Genomic DNA, 22,102 nt, shown 5'->3' with positions numbered 1-22,102 from the left:
CAGGTGTCGTTCGGTCGGGTGGGGTGTCGTGTCCGGGCGCCGGGGTCGCCGGTCGTGGTACTGCGGGCGGCGGACGGGCGTCCGTGGACACGCGCTCCCGGGCACATGCCCCTGAGTGTGCACAGAGGGGGCGCCCGGTGTCGCACCGGGCGCCCCCTCCTACGTACCGACCGCCTACTCGGTCGCCGCCGCGTCGGCGGCCTGCGCCCGCAGTGCGCGCTCGACGCCGGAGCGGGACTCCGAGACCAGGCGGCGCAGGGCCGCGTTCGGCTCGGCGGAGGACAGCCAGGCGTCCGTGCGGTCCAGGGTCTCCCGGGAGACCTGCACCGCCGGGTACAGGCCGACCGCGATCTGCTGGGCCATCTCGTGCGAACGGGACGCCCAGACGTCCTTCAGCGCCTCGAAGTACCGCTCCGTGTACGCCGCCAGCAGCTCGCGCTGGTCGGTCTGGACGAAGCCGGCGATGACCGCCTCCTGGACGGCGTTCGGCAGCTTGTCGGACTCCACGACCGACTCCCAGGCCTCCGCCTTGGCCGCCTCGGTCGGGCGGGCCGCCCGCGCGGTGGCCGCGTGGCGCTCACCGGCGGCGGTCTTGTCCCGCTCGTACTCGGCCGCGATCTCCGACCCGCCGAACCGGCCCACGGCCGCGAGGCGCTGCACGAACGCCCAGCGCAGCTCCGTGTCGACGGCCAGACCCTCGATCGTCTGCGTGCCGTCGAGCAGCGCGTCGAGCAGGTCCAGCTGCTCCGGCGTCCTGGCCGTCGCCGCGAACGCCCGCGCCCACGCCAGCTGGTGGTCGCTGCCCGCCTCGGCGGCGCGCAGGTGGGCCAGCGTGGCCTCGGTCCAGCGGGTGAGCAGTGCCTCGCGGGCGGTCGGGGCGGCGTACTGGTCGACGGCCAGCTTCACCTGACGGTGCAGCGACTGCACGACACCGATGTCGGACTCCTTGCCGATGCCGGACAGCACCAGCGACAGGTAGTCGCGGGTCGCCAGCTCCGCGTCCCGCGTCATGTCCCACGCCGACGCCCAGCACAGCGCGCGCGGCAGCGACTCGGTGAAGTCGCCGAGGTGCTCGGTGACGACGGCCAGGGACTGCTCGTCCAGGCGGACCTTCGCGTACGAGAGGTCGTCGTCGTTCAGGAGCAGCACCGCCGGGCGAGGCCTGCCGACCAGCTGCGGCACGGCCGTCAGCTCACCGTCCACGTCCAGCTCGACCCGGTCCCCGCGCACCAGCTTGCCGTCGGCGTCCAGGTCGTAGGCGCCGATCGCGATGCGGTGCGGGCGCAGCGTCGGCTCGCCCTTGGCGCCGGCCGGGAGCGCCGGGGCCTCCTGGCGGATGGCGAAGGACGTGATGACGCCTGCCGCGTCGGTCTCGATCTCCGGGCGCAGCACGTTGATGCCGGCCGTCTCCAGCCACGCCTTCGACCAGGTCTTCAGATCGCGCCCCGAGGTCTCCTCCAGCGCGCCCAGCAGGTCGGACAGGCGGGTGTTGCCGAACGCGTGCCGCTTGAAGTACGCCTGCACGCCCCGGAAGAACGCGTCCTCACCGACGTACGCGACGAGCTGCTTGAGGACGCTGGCGCCCTTGGCGTACGTGATGCCGTCGAAGTTGACGAGCACGTCGTCCAGGTCGCTGATGTCCGCCATGATCGGGTGCGTCGACGGCAGCTGGTCCTGCCGGTACGCCCAGGTCTTCATCTGGTTGGCGAACGTCGTCCACGAGTGCGGCCACTTCGAGCCCGGCGCGTCGGCCTGGCAGGCGGCCTCGGCGTAGGTGGCGAACGACTCGTTCAGCCACAGGTCGTTCCACCACTCCATGGTGACCAGGTCGCCGAACCACATGTGCGCCAGCTCGTGCAGGATCGTCGCCGCCCGCACCTCGTACGCGGCGTCCGTCACCTTGGAGCGGAACACGTACTGGTCGCGGATGGTCACCGCGCCCGCGTTCTCCATCGCGCCCGCGTTGAACTCCGGCACGAAGAGCTGGTCGTACTTCTTGAACGGGTACTTGTAGTCGAACTTCTCCTGGAACCAGTCGAAGCCCTGCCGGGTGACCTCGAAGATCGCGTCCGCGTCGAGGTGCTCGGCCAGCGAGGGACGGCAGTAGATGCCGAGTGGGACGGACTGGCCGTCCTTCTCGTACACGCTGTGCACCGAGTGGTACGGGCCGACGATCAGCGCCGTGATGTACGACGAGATGCGCGGGGTCGGTTCGAAGGACCAGACGTTGTCCTTCGGCTCCGGGGTGGGCGAGTTGGAGATGACCGTCCAGCCCTCGGGGGCCGTCACGGTGAACTGGAACGTCGCCTTCAGGTCCGGCTGCTCGAAGCTGGCGAAGACCCGCCGGGCGTCCGGCACCTCGAACTGCGTGTACAGGTACGCCTGGTCGTCCACCGGGTCGACGAACCGGTGCAGACCCTCGCCGGTGTTGGTGTACGCGCAGTCGGCGACCACGCGCAGGATGTTGCGTCCCGGCAGCAGGCTCGCCAGGGCGATACGGGAGTCCTGGAACACCTCGGCGGCGTCGAGGGCGTCGCCGTTCAGCGTCACCTCGTGGACCGTCGGCGCGACCAGGTCGATGAAGGACTCGCCGCCGCCCTCGGCGACGTCGAAGCGCACCGTGGTCACGGACCGGTAGGTGCCGCCCTCCTGCGCGCCGGTGAGGTCGAGATCGATCTCGTACGAGTCAACGGTCAGCAGCGTCGCCCGCTGCCGCGCCTCTTCGCGAGTCAGGTTTGTGCCAGGCACGCGGTCATCTCCTCGTTATGTGTGGGTTGCGCCATCCTTCCACGTGAACCGCGCCCAACGCGATGTCCGTTTCCCGCCGGTGCCCGGGCCCCGCGCGCGCGAGCCTGGACCCATGAACGGCTACACCGCACACCCCGTCCCCCCGACCGCCCTCGAGGAACTGCGCGCCACCGACGACGCGGGCCGCGTCCCCGCACCCGTGACCGACGACGAGGGCGGCGCACCCCTGCGCTGCTGCCTGCGCCGCAGCCGCGCCGGTGAGCGCATCGCGCTCGTCTCCTACGCCCCGCTGCGCCGCTGGGCGGCCCGGACGGGAGCCGACCCGGGCGCCTACGACGAGCAGGGGCCGGTCTTCATCCACGCCGAGGAGTGCGCGGGCCCGGAGGGCGACGGCCTCGCCTTCACCAACGCGCACCGCACCGTCCGCCGCTACTCCGCCGAGGGGCGCATCCTGGGCGGTCAGCTGGTGGAACCCGACGGCTTCGCACCCGCCCTCCACAAAGCGTTCGACGACCCGGCCGTGGCGTTCGTCCACGTCCGGGCCGTCGAGTACGGCTGCTTCCTCTACGAGGTGCCCAGGCCCGATTAGCCCTTCAGCTCCGCCGCCACCAGCTCCGCGATCTGCACCGCGTTCAGGGCCGCGCCCTTGCGCAGGTTGTCGTTGGAGACGAACAGGGCGAGGCCGTTGTCCACGGTCTCGTCCCGGCGGATGCGGCCCACGTAGGACGGGTCCTGGCCGGCCGCCTCCAGCGGGGTCGGCACCTCGGTGAGCGCGACGCCGGGGGCGCCGGCCAGCAGCTCCTTGGCGCGCTCCACGCTGATCGGGCGGGCGAAGCGGGCGTTGATCTGCAGGGAGTGGCCGCTGAAGACGGGCACGCGCACGCAGGTGCCGGACACCTTCAGCTCCGGGATCTCCAGGATCTTGCGGGACTCGTTGCGGAGCTTCTGCTCCTCGTCCGTCTCGTGCAGACCGTCGTCGACGATGGACCCGGCCAGCGGCAGCACGTTGTACGCGATCGGGGCCACGTACTTGTCCGGCTTCGGGAACTCGACCGCCGAACCGTCGTGGGTCAGCTTGGGGGCGTCCGCGCCCACCTTCTGGACCTGCTCGAACAGCTCGTCCACACCGGCCAGCCCGGAACCGGACACCGCCTGGTAGGTGGCGACGACGACGGCCTCCAGGCCCGCCTCCGCGTGCAGCGGACGCAGCACCGGCATCGCGGCCATCGTGGTGCAGTTCGGGTTGGCGATGATGCCCTTGGGGCGGTCGGCGATCGCGTGCGGGTTCACCTCGGAGACCACGAGCGGGACCTCGGGGTCGCGGCGCCAGGCGGAGGAGTTGTCGATCACGACGGGGCCCTGCGAGGCGACCTTTTCGGCCAGTGCCTTGGAGGTGGCGCCGCCCGCCGAGAAGAGCACGATGTCGAGCCCGGAGTAGTCGGCGGTGGCCGCGTCCTCCACCGTCACGCCGTCCAGCTCCTTGCCGGCACTGCGCGCCGAGGCGAACAGGCGCAGCTCGGTGACCGGGAAGTCGCGCTCCGTGAGGATCCCGCGCATGACCGTGCCCACCTGACCGGTGGCTCCGACGATTCCGACCCTCACGGTGACTCCTTCTCCGTTTGTGCGCGTGTCTTCACGCGCGCTTTGCTCGGCCGAGACTTTTCCATCATGGGGCGAAGCCCGGCCCGGCTGTCCAATTCTTTGCACGGTGTTCCCGCACCTTGGGACGCGGTGGCTCCGGTCCGCCCCTGCCCATCCCTTCCCACCCCACACGACGATGTGACGTACGCCTCGCGCCGAAAGCCGGCCGCCGGGGCGAACGTTCCGGGCTCCTCGCGCGTCGTAGGGGAAACGTGGCCGGGGGAGGGGTGGCTTTGCGCGGAAGGGCACGCCGCGGCCAGGGGGACGACGTACGCGACGACCCCCTGGACGCGGCACAGGAACGCCGGGTGCGGGCGGTGCTCGCACTCGGCGGGGTGCCGCAGGCGGACCTGCCGGACGGGGTGCAGCAGGTCCGCCTGCGGCTGCTGGAGCGGACGGCCAGTGGCCGCGAGGCGCCGCGCGACGTGTCCGCCTGGGCGGCGGTCGTCGCCTCCAACCTGGCCATGGACTGGCACCGGGCCAGACGCCGCCAGGACCGGCTCGGGGAACGGCTGGCCTCGTTGCGCCAGACGGAGCACCCGCGCGACGAGGACGCCGGCGTGCTGTCCCTCGCCGTCGCGCAGGGCCTGGACGAGCTGCCGGACGCCCAGCGCCAGGTCCTGGTGCTGCGCTTCTACGCCGACCTGCCGGTGCGCGGCATCGCCGAGGAGCTGGGCATCCCCGAGGGCACGGTCAAGAGCAGGCTGCACACGGCGGTACGGGCCCTGCGCGCCCGCCTGCACGAGGACGAGGTGGTGTGACATGGCCGCCGAACAGCACCCCGGTGGGTACGACGACGGGCACGACGCGCTGATGGCCGCGATCACCGGCGAGCCGCTGCCGCCGGACGCGGGGCCGGACGCCCACGGCGAGTACCGGTCGGCGACCGCCGACGTGGCGCTGCTGCGGGAGCAGCTGAACCTGCTCGGCGACGCCCTGGGCGACGCCGTTCCGCAGGATCGCCCCGCACCCGCTCCGGCCCCGGTCCCGGCGCCACGCCGCCGCCCCTTCCGCCTCGCCCTGGGGGTCCTCGCGGCGGCCTGCGCGGGTGTGGTCGTCACGGGTTTGGGCTGGCTCGTCGTGCAGAGCGGCAGCGGTGCCACCGACGACACGGCGAGCGGCAGCGCGGCCGACAAGTCCGCGGTGCGGCCGGAGGGCCCGTCCGCGGGCCGGGAGGCGGCCCTCGTCTTCGGCACCCCCCGCTACCTCGCCTGCGCCCGGCTGGTCGCCGAGGGCACGGTGACCGGCGCCGAACCGGTGCCGGGTGCCGCACAGCACCGGATCACGCTCCGGGTGACCCGCGCCTACGCGCCCGGGGGGAGCACCGGGCCGACGGCGGCGTTCGCCCTGGACGACGGCCTCGCCCGCCTCGCCCCCGGCGACCGGGTCCTGGTCGGCGTCCTGGGGGACCGTCCCATCGCCGACACGGTGATCACCGGCGACCGGAACATCGGCGCCGCCCGCACCCGGATCACCGCCTCCCTCCCCGAGTCCGGCACCCTCACCTGCGACTGACGGCCGGCCACGGGAACGCGGAAGGGGCGGGCGCCCGAAACGGCGCGCCCGCCCCCCGCGTACCGCACCGGACTACGGCACGACCTTCCCGATCCGCACGCTGCCGAGGCCCGCGACCGTGCCGTGGGCGTTCACCAGCTGGACCCGGCCGAAGAACTCACGGCCCTCGGGTGCGGCGGCCAGGGCCGTGACGCTGCCCGTCACCGTCGCCGAGTCCCCCGTGCCGAGCTTCACCGTCGCCGAGTCGTCCACGGTGACCGAGCCGAGGCCGGCGGAGAAGTACACGTCCCGGTAGTCGTACTCCGTGCTGCCCGACGGCACCGAGTAGCCCGCGACCTCGACGGTGTACGTCCCGGCGGCAGGCTTCGCGATGGAGACCGACTCCTCCGAGTCGCCGTCGGCGGACTGGGCGACGACCGCGCCGTCCTCGCCGTAGACCGTCAGGTCCAGGTCGGAGGCCGCGTCGGAGACGCCCCCGATGGCGACGTCCAGCGACTCGGCGCCCTCGGGCACCTCGACCGTGGAGGTGGCCGTCTCACCCTGTCTGATCGTCGGGCGGGAGGTCTCGGACGAGCCGAGCGGGCCGCCGACCAGCTTGCCCCGCAGAGCGGCGTACTGGTTGGTCACCGTCCAGGAGGCGTCGGCCGGGGTGCCGGCCTTGGCCTCGGGCACGGTCACGACCTCCGGGTCGAAGGCAGCGCCGAGCACGGTGACGTCCAGCTTGTAGGGGTTGTCGAGCAGCGGCGAGGTGCGCCGGGCCTCGACCTCGACCTCCCAGACACCGGGCTGCGGGTCGGCGTACGCACGCACGTCGGGGCGGCAGCCGTTGCCGTCGAGGTAGTTGTTGTAGCAGTACGGCGTGGAGGTGTTGTCGACCGGGACGCCGTACGGGTGGATGGAGATGAACCGGGTCTGGCTCTCGGCCTTCAGCCCGCCGATCGCCACCTCCAGCGCCTTCGCGCCCTCGGGGACGGTCACGAAGTAGGACTCGGTGCTGTTGCGCTGCACCGAACCCTTCGCGGAGTAGGCGTACTTCAGCGGGGCGGAGACCACGACCGTGGTCAGGACCTGCCGGTCGACGCCCTCGGTGCGCGGGTCGTCGACCTCGAGGATCGCGCTCTTGAGACCGGCGGAGCCGGGCCGGGCCTCGACCTTCACGGTCACCGGCTTGTTCAGCGGCAGCTTCACCTCGTCCCCGCCGACGATCCGGAAGGTGTGACCCGCGTTGTTCTCGAAGTGCAGCTCGTGCCGGATCGCCTTGGCGGCGCCGGAGGTGCGCGTGAGCGTGATCTCGTACGTCTTCTTCTGCCCGGCCTTCAGGCCGCCCTCGCGGTCGTAGAGGCCGGTGCCCTGGCCCGGGGTCTTCAGGAACTGGTCGATCGCGGTGTCGACCGGCGCCTCCACCGTGTACTCGTGGGCGGTGGCACCGCGCCGGATCGACTTCCAGGCGTCGGGAACGTTGATCAGGCCCGCGCCCTCCTCGTACGCCTGCACGCCCTTGATGTGGTCGGCGGTGGAGGTCAGCGCAGTGCGCAGCTTCGCCGGGGTGAGGTCGATGCGGGCCTGCTTGGCCGCCGACAGGAGCAGCGCCGAGGCGCCGGCGGCCTGCGGGGACGCCATCGAGGTGCCCTGGAGCATGCCGTAGCCGGCCGGGAGGTCGTAGCCCGCCTCGGGGACCGGGGCGCCGGGCATCCAGGTCTGGATGGAGTTGATCGCGGCGCCGGGCGCGGTCAGGGTCGGCGTGAAGCCGCCGTCCTCACGCGGGCCGCGCGAGGAGAACGGCATCATCTGGTACTCGGTCTTCACCGCGGAGCCGTAGTTGGCGGCCCAGGTCTCGCGCGAGATGGACGCGCCGACCGAGATCACCTTGTCGGCGAGGCCGGGGTCGCCGATGGTGTTGGCGCCGGGGCCGGAGTTGCCCGCGGAGATGACGAGCTGGACGCCGTAGGTGTCGATGAGCCGCGTGTACAGCTCGGCGCGGGCGTTGTTGCCGTCGTTGAGGGCGGGCAGGCCGCCGATCGACATGTTGACGATGTCGACGCCGCGGTTGACGACGAGGTCGATCATGCCCTCGGTGAGCGCGACGTTGGTGCAGCCGCCGCTCCACGTGCACGCGCGGGACGACACGAGCTTCGCGCCGGGCGCGGCACCGTCCATGCGGCCGCCGAACAGGCCGTTGGCGGCGGTCAGTCCGGCCACGTGCGTGCCGTGCTCGGACTCGATGACGCCGATGTTGACGAAGTCCGCCTTGGCGCCCGCCGAGTCGAGGACGACGTCCTTGCGGATCTCGACGACGAAGGGCTGGCGCTCGGCCACGTCCGTCTTCGGGTCGTCGGTGCCGAAGTAGCCGACCTGGAAGCCGTCCTTGTAGGGCTTCATCGGCTTGTCGTCGGAGAAGTCGTGGTTGCCGTTCAGGTCGACGCGGACCGTGCCGGCCTTCGCGTCGTACAGCACGCCCCAGGAGTCGGTGGTGTCGCCGTCCCGGTTGGCGTCGCCCGCGGCGTCACCGCCGGTGGTGTACGACTCCAGGAAGGTGCTCACCCGATACGAGCCAGCGGGCGCCGTCCAGGTCTGCCCGCCGTAGGTGAAGGTGGGCCCGGAGACCGAGGTGGTCATCGGGCGCCAGGTGCGGTCGCCGTCGACGACCGGGTCGGTCGCGGTGACCCAGTCGACGATCTTGCGCTCGCCCGTGGTGGTCTTCTGCAGCGCCGGGTGGCCGAGGTCGACGCCCGAGTCGAGGATGCCGATGGTGACGCCGCGGCCGTCCGACTTCGGGTTCTTCTTCACGAAGTCGACGGCGCCCGTCTCGAAGGACGGGTTGTACGGGTTCTCGGCGGGCGTCCGGCGGTTCGGCGCCGGGTAGGGACGGCCCTTGTGCGAGGCGCCCCCGGCCATGTCGGCGCTGGGCGTCGGGTCGTCCAGCGGGATCTCGTCGCGCAGGTCGATGCCGTGCACGGAGGAGAGCTTCGCGGCGGCCGCGATGGCCGCGTCCGCCTTGGCGGTGGGGACGGTCGCGCGGACGTAGCCCAGCTCGTCGTAGGTGCGGCCGACGGTGCCGCCGGCGACCGCGTCCAGTTCCTTCGCCACCTGCTCGGTCCGGCCCGGCGCGGTGGCGACCATCATCGTGACGTTCTTCTCGCCGCCCGCCTTCGCCTCGGCGAGCAGGTCCGCGTCGTCGGAACCGAGCTTGTCGTGGGCGGACTTGACGGCGGCGTCGGCCGGGGGCGCGGTCGTCGCCGGGCCGTCGGCGGCCAGGGCCACGGGCACCGGTCCGATCGCGGCGAGCGCGGCGACGAGACCTGTGGCCAGGACGATCCGCGCCGCGCGTCTGGCGCCCGGTATCGGTTCCCGCTGGGGGGTGTTGGTCATCGGCATCCCTTGTAGAGGAGGGAACATGCGGATCGACCGGAACCGATCGGTCCCGGCCGAACCGGTCCGGAATCCGATCCCGGACGACCGCTCAGCCTTACGCAAGGGGACGTCGTTTGGGGAGAGTTGTCCGGGACGGGATGGACTCATGGCGTACTTCCGCCATACGCCACCATGGACACAAGGGGCGGCCCGTGACAACCGTGGTGGTGGAGGGCCGAAATGTGCTCAACCCTCCCGGACCCGGCAACCTTCCCGCCGCCCGCCGGGTCTCTCCCCCGGACCGAGCAGAACGGAACACCGGACACAGAGGACGGGGAAGACATGACCGTACGCGTTCGAACCACCCTGATGGCGGCCTGCGCCGTGGCGCTGTCGGCGGCCCTGGCCGCCCCCGCCGTGGCCGCCCCGGCCGCCGACGGCCACGACGCGACGCGCCGCGCCCTGAAGGCGGCGGTCGCGGACGGCGTCCCGGGCGTCACCGCGACCGCCCGCGACGGCCACCGCACCTGGTCCCGGACCGTCGGAGTGGGCGACCTCCGGACCGGCGAGCCGCGCTCCGAGCGGGACCGCTACCGGGTCGGGAGCATCACCAAGACCTTCGTCGCCACCGTCGTGCTCCAGCTGGAGGCCGAGGGCCGGCTCTCGCTGGACGACACGGTGGACGAGTGGCTGCCGGGCGTGGTCGAGGGCAACGGCAACGACGGGAAGCGCGTCACCCTGCGCACGCTCCTCAACCACACCAGCGGCATCCACGACTACACGGCCGACGAGGAGTTCGCCCGCACGTACTTCGCCAGGGACGGCTTCTTCGAGCACCGCTACGACACGCTGACCCCGCGGCGGCTGGCCGCGATCGCCACGTCCCACGAGCCGGACTTCGCCCCCGGCACCGACTGGAGCTACTCGAACACCAACTACATCCTGGCCGGCATGGTGATCGAGGAGGCCACCGGCCGCCCGTACGCCGAGGAGGTGCGCCGCCGGATCATCGACCCGCTGAAGCTGCGCGCCACGTCGGTCCCGGGCAACCGGGTCACTCTCCCGCGGCCCAGCAGCCGCGCCTACTCCAAGCTGGACGGGACGGCGACGGACCCGACCCACGACGTCACGCGGCTCAACCCGTCCATGGCCGGCGCGGCGGGGGAGATGATCTCCGACTCCGCCGACCTGAACCGCTTCTACACCGCCCTGTTCCGCGGCCGGCTGCTGCCCCCGAGGCAACTGGCCGAGATGACGACCACGGTCCCCGCGAGGCCGGGCGCCTCCTACGGGCTCGGCCTGATCAAGCGGGAACTCGACTGTGGAGTGACGGTCTGGGGCCATGCCGGCGGCATCCACGGCTCCTCGTCGGAGGCGGTGACGACCCGGGACGGCCGGCACGCGCTCGCCCTCAACTTCAACGGAGACTGGTCGGGCGACGGCGAGGCGGTGATCGAGGCGGAGTTCTGCGGCGACTGATCCGGCGGCGTCCCGGCGTCCCGGCGTCCCGGCGTCCCGGCGGCACTACGGGACTGCGGGACTACCGGGGCAGCACCACGACGTACGCGGCGGGCTCCCGGTCCCCGGCCGCCATCAGCGCCGTACGGACGACGGCGGCCTGGTGCTCCGGGCACTCCCGCAGCTTGCGCGGGGTGAGGTGCACGACCGTGATGCCGAGCCGTTCCAGGTGCTCGCGCTTGCGGGCGTGCTCCGCCCGGGCGGCGTCGTCCTCCTGCTTGCGGTGCGCCCGGGTGTCCAGCTCCAGCGCCACCGCCTGCTCGGGCCAGAAGGCGTCCACACCGCCCAGGTGGGGGCCGCCGGGCAGGCGCAGGTCGACGTTCCAGACCGGCTCCGGCAGGGCGTGCTCGCGCACCATCCGGTACAGGCGCTGCTCGGCCAGCGCCCGCCCCTCGGCGACCAGCGAGTCCACGGCGTCCACCACGTGCGGGCGGCTGAGCAGCCGGGCCCGGTTCAGCTCCCGCACCACCGCCGCCGGTTCGCAGTGCCCGCCGCGCACCGCCTCCGTCAGCAGCCGGCGCACGGTGCCCGGATCGGCCGGCTCCGCCACCGCGTCCGCCAGCGCCCTCGCCACCGGCGCCACCGGAATCCCGGTCAGCTCCACGGCGGTCGGCAGCGCGGCCGTGCGCACGATCCGCGCGCAGCCCGTCGTCCGCAGCCGGCGCAGCCGCGGGACCAGGACGTCGATGAGGTCCAGGGACGGCAGCGGGGGAGCGGCGGAGAAGCCGTGCAGCGTCAGCGCGGCCAGGCCCGTGATCATCGCCTCCGCGTAGGCGGGCACCGGCGGGTGCTCCCCGCCCGGCTGGACCGGCACCGAGACCGACACCCCGGGCGCCGCACCGGAAGCCGTGCCCGAACCCCGGTCCCGTGCCGCGTACAGGAGCACCGCGTGCAGGCGCTCCTCGCTGGTCGGCGGGCCCGGGTGCAGCAGGACGACGTTCGGCAGCAGCTGCTGCCAGGGACCGCCCGGCCGGCACTGCTCGTTGGCCTCGGCTGCGGAGACGCCGTGCGCCCGCAGCTGGGCGGCGGTCATCAGCCGGCGCCGGCCGCGGGCCAGTTCGTGGAGCGGGCGGGGGCGGGGGGAGAGCGGGGTGTTGTGCGTCATGACCGGCAACTTCCCGCGCCCGATCCGCCCCTTAACCGCTGTTACAGGCCCATCGCCGAACCGGGACAGGCCCGGACTAAAGGACGGGTGTTCGGATGCCGAAAACCCCTGGTCCGCCGCAGTGCGGTCCAGGGGTTACGGCTGCTATTGACTGAATTCCGTAACGACGACGGAACGCCAATTCATTGGCCAAAGCTCCGGTGCTCACGCAGCGCCGGGCAGGGCAGTGTCCTCAAGGGGCGCGGGCCGTGTCGATGTGCGGCTCCGCCGCGTGGGCGCGACAAGCCACGACGCACCCGCACCCGGCGACCAACAGAACCCTTACGCACCCCCGTCGCAAGCCTGCGCCCGCAACCCCCGCGCCAGATCGTCCCGCGCCTCCAGCACCAGCCGCCGCAGTGCCGGCGCCGCGTCCTCGTGCGCGGACAGCCACGCGTCGGTCGCGTCCAGCGTGTCCCGGGAGTCCCGCAGCGACGGGAACAGGCCCCGGACCACGTCCATCCCGATCTGGATGGACCGCTCGGCCCACACCCGCTCGATCGCCGCGAAGTACTTGTCGGTGTACGGCGCGAGCAGGTCCCGCTGCGAGGGCTGCGCGAAGCCGGCGATGGTCGCCTCCACCAGGGCGTTGGACAGCGCGTCGGACTCCACCACCTGCGCCCAGGCCTGCGCCTTCACCGCCTCCGACGGCCGCGAGGCCAGGCAGCGCACCTGGTGCCGCTTGCCGGAGGCCGTGTCGTCGCGGGCCAGCTCGGCGGCCAGGACGCCCTCGTCGGCGCCGCCGTGGGCCGCGAGCGGGGAGAGGAAGGTCCAGCGCAGCTCCTGGTCCACGTCCAGCCCGTCGATCTTCTCGGTGCCCTCCAGCAGGCCCCGGAGCAGCGCCAGTTCCGCCTTCTCGGACGCCACCGACGCGAAGAACCGCGCCCACGCCAGCTGCTGCTCGCTGCCCGGCGCGGCCTCCCGCAGCTCGCGCAGCGCACCCTCGGCGAGCAGCCGGCCGCCCGCCTCCCGCCAGTCGGGGGCGGCGTAGTGCACCAGTGCCGAGCCGGTCCAGGCGTGCAGCATCTGCAGGACGCCGATGTCGGACTCGCGCCCTGCGAACCGCAGCACCAGCGCCGCGAAGTCCCGGGCCGGCAGCAGCGCGTCCCGCGTCATGTTCCACAGCGCCGACCAGCACAGGGCACGGGCCAGCGGGTCGGTCAGGTCGCCCAGGTGCTCGCGCAGCGTCGCCAGCGAGGTGTCGTCGAAGCGCGTTTTGCAGTACGTGAGGTCGTCGTCGTTGACCAGGACCAGCTCGGGCGCCTCGGCACCGGCCAGCTCCGCGACCACCGTGCGCGGCCCCTCCACGTCCACCTCGGCGCGCGCATACCGCTCAAGTGCGCCCTCGGCCGTACGCCGGTACAGGCCCACCGCGACCCGGTGCGGGCGCAGTTCGGGATGCGACTCGGCAGCCTCCTGCACCACCGCCAGCTCGTCGACCGTGCCCGCCGCGCTCAGCAGCACCTGCGGGGTCAGCGAGTTGACGCCGGCCGTCTGGAGCCAGGAGCGCGACCAGGCCGCCATGTCCCGTCCGCTGGTCTCCTCGAGCACCGACAGCAGGTCGCCCAGGCGCGTGTTGCCGTAGGCGTGCCGCTTGAAGTAGCGCCGCGCGCCCTCCAGGAACGCGTCCTGCCCGACGTACGCCACCAGCTGCTTGAGCGCGGAGGCGCCCTTGGCGTAGGTGATGCCGTCGAAGTTCAGCTTGGCGTCCTCCAGGTCACGGATGTCGGCCGTGATCGGGTGCGTGGAGGGCAGCTGGTCGGCGCGGTACGCCCAGGCCTTGCGGCGGTTGGCGAAGGTGATCCAGGCGTCCTTGAACCGGGTGGCGCCGACGTTCGCGAACGCGCCCATGAAGTCGGCGAAGGACTCCTTCAGCCACAGGTCGTCCCACCACTCCATGGTGACCAGGTCGCCGAACCACATGTGCGCCATCTCGTGCAGGATCGTGTTGGCGCGGCCCTCGTACGACGCCCGCGTCACCTTCCCGCGGAAGATGTACTCCTCCCGGAAGGTCACCATCCCGGGGTTCTCCATCGCGCCGAGGTTGTACTCGGGCACGAACGCCTGGTCGTACTTCCCGAAGGGGTACGGGTAGTCGAAGTGGTCGTGGAAGAAGTCCAGGCCCTGCTTGGTGATCAGGAAGACGTCGTCGGCGTCGAAGTGCGGGGCCAGGCCCTTGCGGCACAGGGCGCCGAGCGGGATCTCCAGCCGCGTGCCGTCCTCGAACACGCGCTCGTAGGAGTCGGTCACGTAGTGGTAGGGGCCGGCCACGACACAGGTGATGTACGTCGAGATCGGCTTCGTCTCCGCGAACCGCCACACCCCGTCGACGCGCTCACCGGCGCCGTTGGACCACACCGTCCACTCCTCGGGCGCGCGCACCTCGAAGCGGAAGGGGGCCTTGAGGTCCGGCTGCTCGAAGTTGGCGAAGACCCGGCGGGAGTCGGCCGGCTCGTACTGGGTGTACAGGTACACCTCGCCGTCCTCGGGGTCGACGAAGCGGTGCATTCCCTCGCCGGTGCGGGAGTACGCGCACTGGGCGTCGACCACCAGCTCGTTGTCGGCGGCCAGGTCCTCCAGGACGATCCGGGAGCCGTCGAAGACCTCGCTCGGGTCGAGGTCGCGGCCGTTCAGGGAGACGGCGGTGACGCTCGGCGCGATCAGGTCGGCGAAGCTGCTCGCGCCGGACTCGTTGCAGCGGAAGCGGATCGTGGTGACGGACCGGAACGTGCGCGGGCCCTCGTCCTGGGCGTCACCGACGGCCGAACGCACGTCGAGGGACACCTCGTACCCATCGACGGACAGCAGTGCGGCCCGCTCCCGGGCCTCGTCGCGGGACAGATTCTCACCGGGCACGGGCGGCACTCCCTCGGGTGGTGTTCGGTATGTGAGTGGTGTTGCGGGTGATGTTCAGTATGCGGACAGCACCGATCCTGCCATGCGCCCCTGACGCGTGGCAGCCGGGAATGAGCGGGCCGACCGGTCGGTTGCCCCGAGAAACGGCTACTCGCGCGCCTCAAGAGGAGAGACATGTCCGAGAAGACGCCTGTCGACTTCTGGTTCGACCCGCTGTGCCCCTGGGCCTGGATGACCTCCCGCTGGGTCCTGGAGGTGGAGAAGGTCAGGGACATCGAGGTCCGCTGGCACCTGATGAGCCTGGCCGTCCTCAACGAGGACAAGCTCGACGAGCTGCCCGCGGAGTACCGCGAGATGCTCGAGGTCAAGGCGTGGGGTCCGGTCCGCGTCGTCATCGCGGCCCAGGAGGAGCACGGCGCCGAGGTGCTCGGCGGCCTCTACACGGCGCTCGGCACCCGCATCCACAACCAGGAGGAGGGGCCGGGCAGGGAGACGGTCGCCGCCGCCCTGAAGGACGTCGGTCTGCCCGAGTCCCTCATGGACCACTGGGACGACACCCCTTACGAGCCCCAGCTGCGCGCCTCCCACAAGGAGGGCATCGACAAGGTCGGCCAGGAGGTCGGCACCCCGGTCATCGCCGTGCCCGGCGCCGACGGCGGGCAGCTCGCCTTCTTCGGCCCGGTCGTCACCCCCGCCCCCAAGGGCGAGGAAGCGGCCAAGCTCTGGGACGGCACCCTCGCCGTGGCCTCCGTGCCCGGCTTCTACGAGATCAAGCGGACCCGCACCAAGGGCCCGGACTTCAGCAACCTCTGACCCGGACACGCGCGATTCCCCGCGCCGCCTCCACGGGGCGCGGGGAATCGGGCGGTGCGGCTCCGGTGACGCGGGGTTACGCGGCGACCGGGGTGTAGTGCGAGGCGTCGCCCTCGATGGAGTAGCTCTCCTTGCCCTCGATGCCCACCGGCACGGGACCGGCCAGCGTCACCCGGTGCAGCCGGCGCGGCCGGCCGTCGTAGTTGTCGACGGCGTAGTGCTGGGTGATGCGGTTGTCGAACAGCACCAGCTGGTTCTCCGACCAGCGGTGCCGCAGCACGTTCTCCGGCCGGGTGACATAGGACTGGAGCAGTTCCAGCAGCTTGCGCGACTCGCCGACCGACAGGCCCACGATCCGCTGTGCGAACCCGCCGATGAACAGTCCCCGCTCCCCGGTCAGCGGGTGGACGCGCACCACCGGGTGGGCCGTGCGGTACTTGATCGACGTGAACTGGGACCGCTGGGCGGCCCTCTCGTCGTCGATGTCCTCGTCCGCGACCGCGTAGTCGTTGGTGTGCTCCGCCCACAGTCCGTCGGCCAGCCGGCGCAGCGGCTCCGGCAGGTCGCGGTAGGCGCCCGCCGAGGACGCGATCAGGGTCTCGCCGCCGTACGGCGGGACCGTCAGGCTGCGCAGCGAGGTGGCCTGCGGCGGGTTGAGGACGAAGGTGACGTCGGTGTGCCAGTGGTTGGCGCGGCCCCGCTCGCTGTCCACCGGCAGCACGTTCGGGGCGCCGTTGACGGCGCCGACGGTCGGGTGGGCGGTGGTGAGCTCCCCGAAGGCGCGCACGAAGGCCTGCTGGCCCTCGTCGTCGAGGTTCACGTCGTCGAACACCAGTGCCTTGTGCTCGGCCAGGGCGTCACTCAGCGCGGTGACGGTCGCCCCGTCCAGCGGGCGGGAGATGTCCACGCCGGACACCTTGGCGCCGATACGGGAGGTGATCTTGGTGATCCGCGGCTCGCTCATGGTGAGGTCCTCTCTCGGAAGCGGGTGAGTCAGATACGGGTGAGCGCGGCCGGCGCCCCGGCCGGAGCCGGGTCCCGGTCCGTGGCGTCGGTGACGTACTGGTTGCGGGGCCGGGGCAGGCCGTAGCGCTCGCGCAGCGTCTGCCGCGGCCCGTACGCGGTGCGCAGCAGGCCGCGCTCGCGCAGGATCGGGACGACGTGGTCGACGAAGGCCTCCAGGCCCGACGGCAGCACCGGCGGCATGATGTTGAAGCCGTCGGCGGCGCCCCGCGTGAACCACGACTCGATCTGGTCGGCCACCTGCTCCGGCGTCCCGGTGAACGTCAGATGGCCGCGCCCGCCGCCGAGCCGTCCGATCAGCTGCCGCACGGTCAGGCTCTCGCGCCGGGCCAGCTCCACGACCAGCGTGTAGCGGCTCTTGGCGCCCTCGATGGCGCTCTCCGGCGGCAGGTCGTCCGGCAGCGGACCGTCCAGGTCCAGGGTGCCGGGCTCCAGCCGCAGCAGGTCCGCCAGGCGCCGCACGCCGTGCGTGTGCACGATGTGGTCCTCCAGGACCTGTTCCGCGGCGCGCGCCTCCGCCTCGGTGGAACCGAGCACCGGGACGATGCCCGGCAGCACCTTGAGGTGCTCCGGATCGCGCCCCGCCCGCCGGGTGAGGGACTTGATGTCGGCGTAGAAGGACTGCGCGTCCGCGAGCGTCTGCTGCGCGGTGAACACCGCCTCCGCGTACCGGGCCGCGAAGGCCTTGCCGTCCGCCGAGGACCCGGCCTGCACCAGCAGCGGGTAACCCTGCGGAGTACGCGGTACGTTGAGCGCCCCCTCGACACTGAAGTACGTCCCCTTGTGGCGCGGCGGATGGATGCGTGCGTCGTCGCCCCACACGCCGGCCGCCTTGTCGGCGAGGATCGCGTCGTCCTCCCAGCTGTCCCACAGCTTCAGCGCCACGTCCAGGAACTCGGCGGCTCGGGCGTAGCGTTCGGCGTGCGCGGGTTCGGCGTCCAGACCGAAGTTGCGGGCCGCCTGGGCGCCGGCGGTGGTGACGATGTTCCAGCCGGCCCGGCCGCCGCTGATGACGTCCAGCGAGGCGAACTTGCGGGCCAGGTTGTAAGGCGAGTTGTACGACGTGGAGGCCGTCGCGATCAGCCCGATGTGCTCGGTCGCGGTGGCCAGCGCGGTCAGCAGGGTCAGCGGTTCCAGCGCGCCGGCCGGGCGCTGCGCGAGGTTGCTCCACAGCTGCGGGCCGTCGGCGAGGAACAGCGAGTCGAAGGTGCCCCGTTCGGCGGTCCGGGCCAGCTTCACGTAGTGCGCGAGGCTGACATGGGCGTACGGGTCGCTCTCCGGCAGCCGCCACGACCCCTCGTGGTGGCCGGTGTTCATCAGGAACGCGTTCAGATGGAGCCGGCGGGTCATCAGTGGTCCTCCGTCACGCCCAGGGCGGCCAGCAGCCGCTCCCGGTACTCGCCCAGCAGCGGCTCCCGGTAGGAACGCGGATGGGGGCGGTCGATGGTCAGGTCGAGGCCGATGCGGCCGTTCTCCAGCACCAGCACCCGGTCGGCGAGGACGATCGCCTCGTCCACGTCGTGGGTGACCAGGAGGACCGAGGGCCGGTGCCGCTTCCACAGCTCCCGCAGCAGGTGGTGCATCCTGATCCGGGTCAGGGCGTCCAGCGCGCCGAACGGCTCGTCGGCGAGGAGGAGTTGCGGCTCCCGTACCAGGGCGCGGGCCAGGGCGGCGCGCTGCGCCTCGCCGCCGGACAGCTCCCCGGGCCAGGCGCGTTCGCGGCCTCCCAGGCCGACCTCGGCGAGCGCCTCGCGGCCCCGTTCAGCGGCCTCCTTGCCCTCGGTGCCGAGCAGGACGTTGTCCAGCACCCGCCGCCAGGGCAGCAGCCGGGAGTCCTGGAAGACCACGGACACCCGCTCGGGCGCGGACAACTGCCCCGAGCCCGCGACCCCGTGGTCCAGGCCCGCCACGGCCCGCAGCAGTGTGCTCTTGCCGGACCCGCTGTGCCCCAGCAGCGCCGTGAACTGGCCCGCGGGCAGTTCGAGGTCGATGCCGTCGAGCACCGTACGGTTCTTGAACGACCTGGTCAGACCGTGCAGCCGGACGGCCGGACGGGTCAGCTGCTCAGTGTGCGTCGCCATGACAGCACCCTCCGCTCGATCAGACGGACCACGCTGTCGGAGACCAGACCGAAGACGCCGTAGATCAGCAGGCCGACGAGGATCACGTCCGTCTGGCCGTAGTTCTGGGCCTGGAACATCATGTAGCCGAGACCGCTGGTGGCGTTGATCTGCTCCAGCACCACCAGGCCCAGCCAGGAGCCGGTCACACTGAGCCGCAGCCCCACGAAGAAGCCGGGCAGCGAGCCGGGGATCACCACCTGGCGCACGAACCGCAGCCTCGACAGTCCCTGCACCTCGGCCAGTTCGACGTAGCGGCTGTCGATGCCGGACAGCGCGGCGTGCGTGTTCAGATACATCGGGATGTACACGACGATCGCGATGATGGCGATCTTGAAGGTCTCCCCGATGCCCAGCCACAGGATGAACAGCGGGATCAGACCCAGCGTCGGTATGGCCCGGTTGAGCTGCACCGTTCCGTCGATCAGCGCCTCGCCCACCCGGCTGAGCCCGGCGGCCAGCGCCAGCAGCACTCCGGCGCCGAGCCCGATGGCGAACCCGATCGCCGCCCGGCGCAGCGAGGTGACGACGTCGGTGGCGAGCGTCCCGTCCGACCACAGCCGGCCGGCCGTCTCGGCCACCGTCCAGGGCGCCGGGATCGCACCGGGATCCAGCGCCCCGGCGGCGGAGGCGGCCGTCCACAGGACGACCACCAGCAGCGGACCGGTGAGCCGGGCGGCGGGCCACCGCTTCCCCGGCGAGAGCCGGCGGCGCCGGCGCACCTGACGGGGGTCCTCCTCGACGGTGACCGCGCTCCCGGCGGCCGCGACGGTGGTGGTCACGGCGCTCACCTCCGGTACTCCGCCGTCACGGCGCGCGCCGCGATGGCCTCGAAACGACGGTCGAAGAGCTGCTCGACGTCGAACTCCTTCACGAATCCGCCCTCCGCCAGCAGGTCCGCCGTCTCCTGCTCCCACTTGACCGCCTCGTCCCAGCTCGGCGGGAACAGCGGCTTGTTGGCCAGGTCGGTGACGGCCTCCGCCTGCGCGAGGGTCAGGTTCTGCGTCTTGACGTAGAACTCCCGGTTCCACTCGTCCGGGTGCTCCCACGACCACACCAGGCCCTTGGCCCACTGCGGGATGTAGACGGCGACGGCGGCCGCCTTCGCGCGGTCGTTCAGTACGGACTGCGGCGCCCACAGCAGGCTGAGCAGGTCGACCACGTCGGTCTCGATGGTGTGGGCGCCCTTGGACCCGTACTGCTTCAGATAGGCGGGGGCCTGGCTGTTGGCGAGCGGGGCGATGTCCACCTGGCCGGACTGGAGCGCGGTCAGGAACTGGTTGCTGGTCAGCGGCACCAGCTCCACGTCGTCGTAGGCGAGGCTCGCCTTCTTCAGCGCCCGCAGCAGCACGACACCCTGCGCCTGTCCCTGCGAGAAGGCCAGCTTCCTGCCCTCGAAGTCCGCCACGGTGCGGATGTCGCTGCCGGGCTTCGTCGCGAACAGATAGTTCGGTTTACGGGTGAGGTTGATTGCGACGATTTTCGCCTTGAAACCCTGGTAGTACGCCTGGATCGGGGGAATGCCCGCGTTGTTGGCGAGGTCCAGGGAGTTCGCCCGGAACGCGTTGATGACATCGGGGCCGGCGCCTATGTTCAGCCAGTCCGACACCTCGAAGGGAACCTTCAGCCGGGCCAGCTCGAACTGGATCTGCTGGGTGTCCTGATAGGAAGCGATCTTCAGGCTGGTGCCCTCGGGCACCTTGGTGGCCAGCGGAGCGGTGGCGGCCCCCTTCGTCTCGGCGGCGGCACTGCCGTTCGCGCAGCCGCTGAGCCCGGCGACGGCGGCCGAGGCGCCGACGACCGAGGTGAGGAACAAGCGGCGGTCAATGCCTGTGACAGGCGGAGCGGACATGGGAGAACTCCCTGAACTCATACGGGCGGCACGCGCCGGCGGACAGCGCGAGGGCAGCCGGGAAGGCATCACGGGGTGGAACGGGATGGAATGGAATGAGGCATGCGGAATTCCGGCACAAGGAGGTGCGGGAAGGAGAATTCACACAGCGGGATGCGCGCTCCGGGCGCGCCGGGGCGTCAGCAACAGAAGGTGCGACAGCTCATGAGTTGAATGATTCCGGTCGTCGGCGATCCGTGTCAACATTCGGAGTTTCTGAATTAATTGGCCTCGGGCGAAGCGCCCAGCGGGTCCCGGTACAGCACGTCCAGGACGACCGAGCCGCCCGCGACGGCCAGTACGGAGTCGGGGAAACTCGTCGGGAGGACGCCCGCCGCGCGTTCCGTGCCGACCGCCTCACGCAGGGCGGCCAGGCAGTCCTGGCGGTGCATGGCGCCGATCTCGGTCACCACCACCGTCTCCGGGTTGAGGACGTCCGCCAGCAGCCCCGCCGCCCGCCCGGTGGCCCGCGACCGCTCCCGCAGCAGTGCGGCGGCCACCGGGTCACCGGCGTTCGCCGCGGTGAGCACGTGCCGCGGATTGAGCCCGTCGGTGATGCCGGCCGCACGGGCCCGGCGGCACAGGGTCCGCTCGCTCAACTCCGCCTGGAGGCAGCCGGTACGCCCGCACGCGCAGGGCTCGCTGCCGCCCGGCACCGGAATGTGCGCTATCGCGCCCGCCTGCGAACGCGGCCCGTGGTGCACCTCGTCGTGCGTGGCGAACGCCGCGTCGACCACGTTGCCGACGAACAGGTGCAGCATGCTCCCGCTGCCCCGCGCCCGCCCGAACAGCCGCTCACCGTTGACCAACGCCCGTGCGTGGCCGTCGACATGGACTGGCAGCCCGGTGTGCGCACCGAGCACCTCACGCACCGGCACGTCCCGCCAGCCCAGCAGCCCGTGCTCGACGATCACGCCGGAGTCCCGGTCGACCCAGCCGCCGGCCGCCAGCCCCACCCCGAGCGGGCGGACGTCCCGGACCTCGGCCAGCATCGCCGTCAGCGCCTTCGCCGCGCGGGCCAGCACCCACCGCGGATCGGTGCGCTCGTGCTTCAGCTCCCGCCGCCGCACCACCCGGCCGCGCAGATCGAGCAGCGCGACCGTGGTGTACGGGACGGCCACGTGCAGCCCGCCGACCACGAACCGCGAGTCGTCGAGGTCCAGGGGCACATGCGGCCGGCCGGCCCCCTTCGGCCGCCGGGGCGCCTCGGCCTCGCGGACCAGCCCGAGCCGGGTGAAGCGGGCGCAGTAGTCCGTCACCGACGCCGGGGACAGCCCGGTCAGCCGGGCGATGGTGCTGCGCGCCACGGGCCCGTGCTCCAGCACGGAGCGCAGGACGACACTTGCGCTGGCCCGCCGCCGGTCGCGGTCGGCGCCGCGCGGTACGGGGGAAGCGGGCAGGGTTGCCGCGGGACTGGGCATGGGTGGTTCTCCTCCGGAACGGGTCCGACACTGCGCCGTCTGAACGGATGGAGGCGCGCCG

Annotated in this window: 16 protein-coding genes; 5 read left to right on the top strand and 11 right to left on the bottom strand. The window is 72.1% G+C overall.

Going from position 1 to position 22,102, the window contains the following annotated elements:
* Window positions 1–174: 174 nt before the first annotated feature.
* Window positions 175–2,748, bottom strand: coding sequence for an aminopeptidase N (gene pepN / locus ACIQFU_RS00975; RefSeq protein WP_402547999.1), 2,574 nt, complete (start codon window positions 2,746–2,748; stop codon window positions 175–177).
* 112 nt (window positions 2,749–2,860) lie between these two features.
* Here pepN (ACIQFU_RS00975) and ACIQFU_RS00970 point away from each other — a divergent pair, with 112 nt between their 5' ends.
* Window positions 2,861–3,337 (top strand): DUF1203 domain-containing protein, encoded by a 477-nt coding sequence (locus ACIQFU_RS00970; protein WP_402547998.1) that lies wholly within the window; start codon window positions 2,861–2,863, stop codon window positions 3,335–3,337.
* On the opposite strand, the gene ACIQFU_RS00965 is transcribed toward ACIQFU_RS00970, so the two are convergent.
* Window positions 3,334–4,350 (bottom strand): aspartate-semialdehyde dehydrogenase, encoded by a 1,017-nt coding sequence (locus ACIQFU_RS00965; protein ID WP_402547996.1) that lies wholly within the window; start codon window positions 4,348–4,350, stop codon window positions 3,334–3,336. The two genes, ACIQFU_RS00970 and ACIQFU_RS00965, sit on opposite strands and share 4 nt — an antisense overlap.
* 266 nt (window positions 4,351–4,616) lie before the next feature.
* Here ACIQFU_RS00965 and ACIQFU_RS00960 point away from each other — a divergent pair, with 266 nt between their 5' ends.
* Together ACIQFU_RS00960 and ACIQFU_RS00955 are read left to right on the top strand one after the other, a co-directional pair.
* Window positions 4,617–5,150, top strand: a complete 534-nt coding sequence (locus ACIQFU_RS00960) for a sigma-70 family RNA polymerase sigma factor (RefSeq protein ID WP_402547994.1) — start codon at window positions 4,617–4,619, stop codon at window positions 5,148–5,150.
* Window position 5,151: 1 nt separating this feature from the next.
* Window positions 5,152–5,904, top strand: a complete 753-nt coding sequence (locus ACIQFU_RS00955) for a hypothetical protein (protein WP_402547992.1) — start codon at window positions 5,152–5,154, stop codon at window positions 5,902–5,904.
* Window positions 5,905–5,976: 72 nt separating this feature from the next.
* Here the strand turns inward: ACIQFU_RS00955 and ACIQFU_RS00950 are convergent, their stop codons facing one another.
* Window positions 5,977–9,273: a S8 family serine peptidase gene (locus ACIQFU_RS00950; RefSeq protein WP_402547991.1), complete on the bottom strand. Its 3,297-nt coding sequence runs from the start codon at window positions 9,271–9,273 to the stop codon at window positions 5,977–5,979.
* Between the two features lie 324 nt (window positions 9,274–9,597).
* On the opposite strand from ACIQFU_RS00950, the gene ACIQFU_RS00945 reads away from it, so the two are divergent.
* On the top strand, window positions 9,598–10,734 hold the full coding sequence (locus ACIQFU_RS00945) for a serine hydrolase domain-containing protein (protein WP_402547990.1): 1,137 nt from the start codon (window positions 9,598–9,600) through the stop codon (window positions 10,732–10,734).
* Window positions 10,735–10,795: 61 nt separating this feature from the next.
* On the opposite strand, the gene ACIQFU_RS00940 is transcribed toward ACIQFU_RS00945, so the two are convergent.
* A complete protein-coding gene (locus ACIQFU_RS00940; protein WP_402547989.1) occupies window positions 10,796–11,878 on the bottom strand; it encodes a hypothetical protein in 1,083 nt (360 codons plus the stop codon).
* 321 nt (window positions 11,879–12,199) lie between these two features.
* The gene (gene pepN, locus ACIQFU_RS00935; protein WP_402547987.1) at window positions 12,200–14,773 is read right to left on the bottom strand and encodes an aminopeptidase N; all 2,574 of its coding nucleotides are present in this window, start codon (window positions 14,771–14,773) and stop codon (window positions 12,200–12,202) included.
* 174 nt (window positions 14,774–14,947) lie between these two features.
* On the opposite strand from pepN (ACIQFU_RS00935), the gene ACIQFU_RS00930 reads away from it, so the two are divergent.
* On the top strand, window positions 14,948–15,586 hold the full coding sequence (locus tag ACIQFU_RS00930; protein ID WP_402547986.1) for a DsbA family protein: 639 nt from the start codon (window positions 14,948–14,950) through the stop codon (window positions 15,584–15,586).
* Window positions 15,587–15,662: 76 nt separating this feature from the next.
* Here the strand turns inward: ACIQFU_RS00930 and ACIQFU_RS00925 are convergent, their stop codons facing one another.
* The 6 genes from ACIQFU_RS00925 to ACIQFU_RS00900 all read right to left on the bottom strand — a co-directional run bounded on the left by ACIQFU_RS00925 (window position 15,663) and on the right by ACIQFU_RS00900 (window position 22,041).
* Window positions 15,663–16,550 carry a TauD/TfdA dioxygenase family protein gene (locus tag ACIQFU_RS00925; RefSeq protein ID WP_402547984.1) on the bottom strand — a complete coding sequence of 296 codons (888 nt, stop codon included), beginning with the start codon at window positions 16,548–16,550 and terminating at the stop codon, window positions 15,663–15,665.
* A 29-nt stretch (window positions 16,551–16,579) separates the two neighbouring features.
* Window positions 16,580–17,959, bottom strand: coding sequence for an LLM class flavin-dependent oxidoreductase (locus ACIQFU_RS00920; RefSeq protein ID WP_402547983.1), 1,380 nt, complete (start codon window positions 17,957–17,959; stop codon window positions 16,580–16,582).
* On the bottom strand, window positions 17,959–18,690 hold the full coding sequence (locus tag ACIQFU_RS00915; protein WP_402547981.1) for an ABC transporter ATP-binding protein: 732 nt from the start codon (window positions 18,688–18,690) through the stop codon (window positions 17,959–17,961). Before ACIQFU_RS00915 ends, ACIQFU_RS00920 begins: the two co-directional genes overlap by 1 nt.
* Window positions 18,666–19,511, bottom strand: a complete 846-nt coding sequence (locus ACIQFU_RS00910; RefSeq protein ID WP_402547980.1) for an ABC transporter permease — start codon at window positions 19,509–19,511, stop codon at window positions 18,666–18,668. The genes ACIQFU_RS00915 and ACIQFU_RS00910 overlap by 25 nt, the downstream gene beginning before the upstream one ends.
* A gap of 5 nt (window positions 19,512–19,516) precedes the next feature.
* The gene (locus ACIQFU_RS00905) at window positions 19,517–20,581 is read right to left on the bottom strand and encodes an ABC transporter substrate-binding protein (RefSeq protein ID WP_402547978.1); all 1,065 of its coding nucleotides are present in this window, start codon (window positions 20,579–20,581) and stop codon (window positions 19,517–19,519) included.
* Between the two features lie 260 nt (window positions 20,582–20,841).
* On the bottom strand, window positions 20,842–22,041 hold the full coding sequence (locus ACIQFU_RS00900) for an ROK family protein (protein ID WP_402547977.1): 1,200 nt from the start codon (window positions 22,039–22,041) through the stop codon (window positions 20,842–20,844).
* Between the last annotated feature and the right edge of the window lie 61 nt (window positions 22,042–22,102).

It is taken from the genome of Streptomyces sp. NPDC093065, assembly GCF_044754585.1.
Classification (GTDB): Bacteria; Actinomycetota; Actinomycetes; order Streptomycetales; family Streptomycetaceae; genus Streptomyces.
Note: the sequence above shows the minus strand (reverse complement) of the source record. Positions and strands in the feature narration are given on the sequence as shown.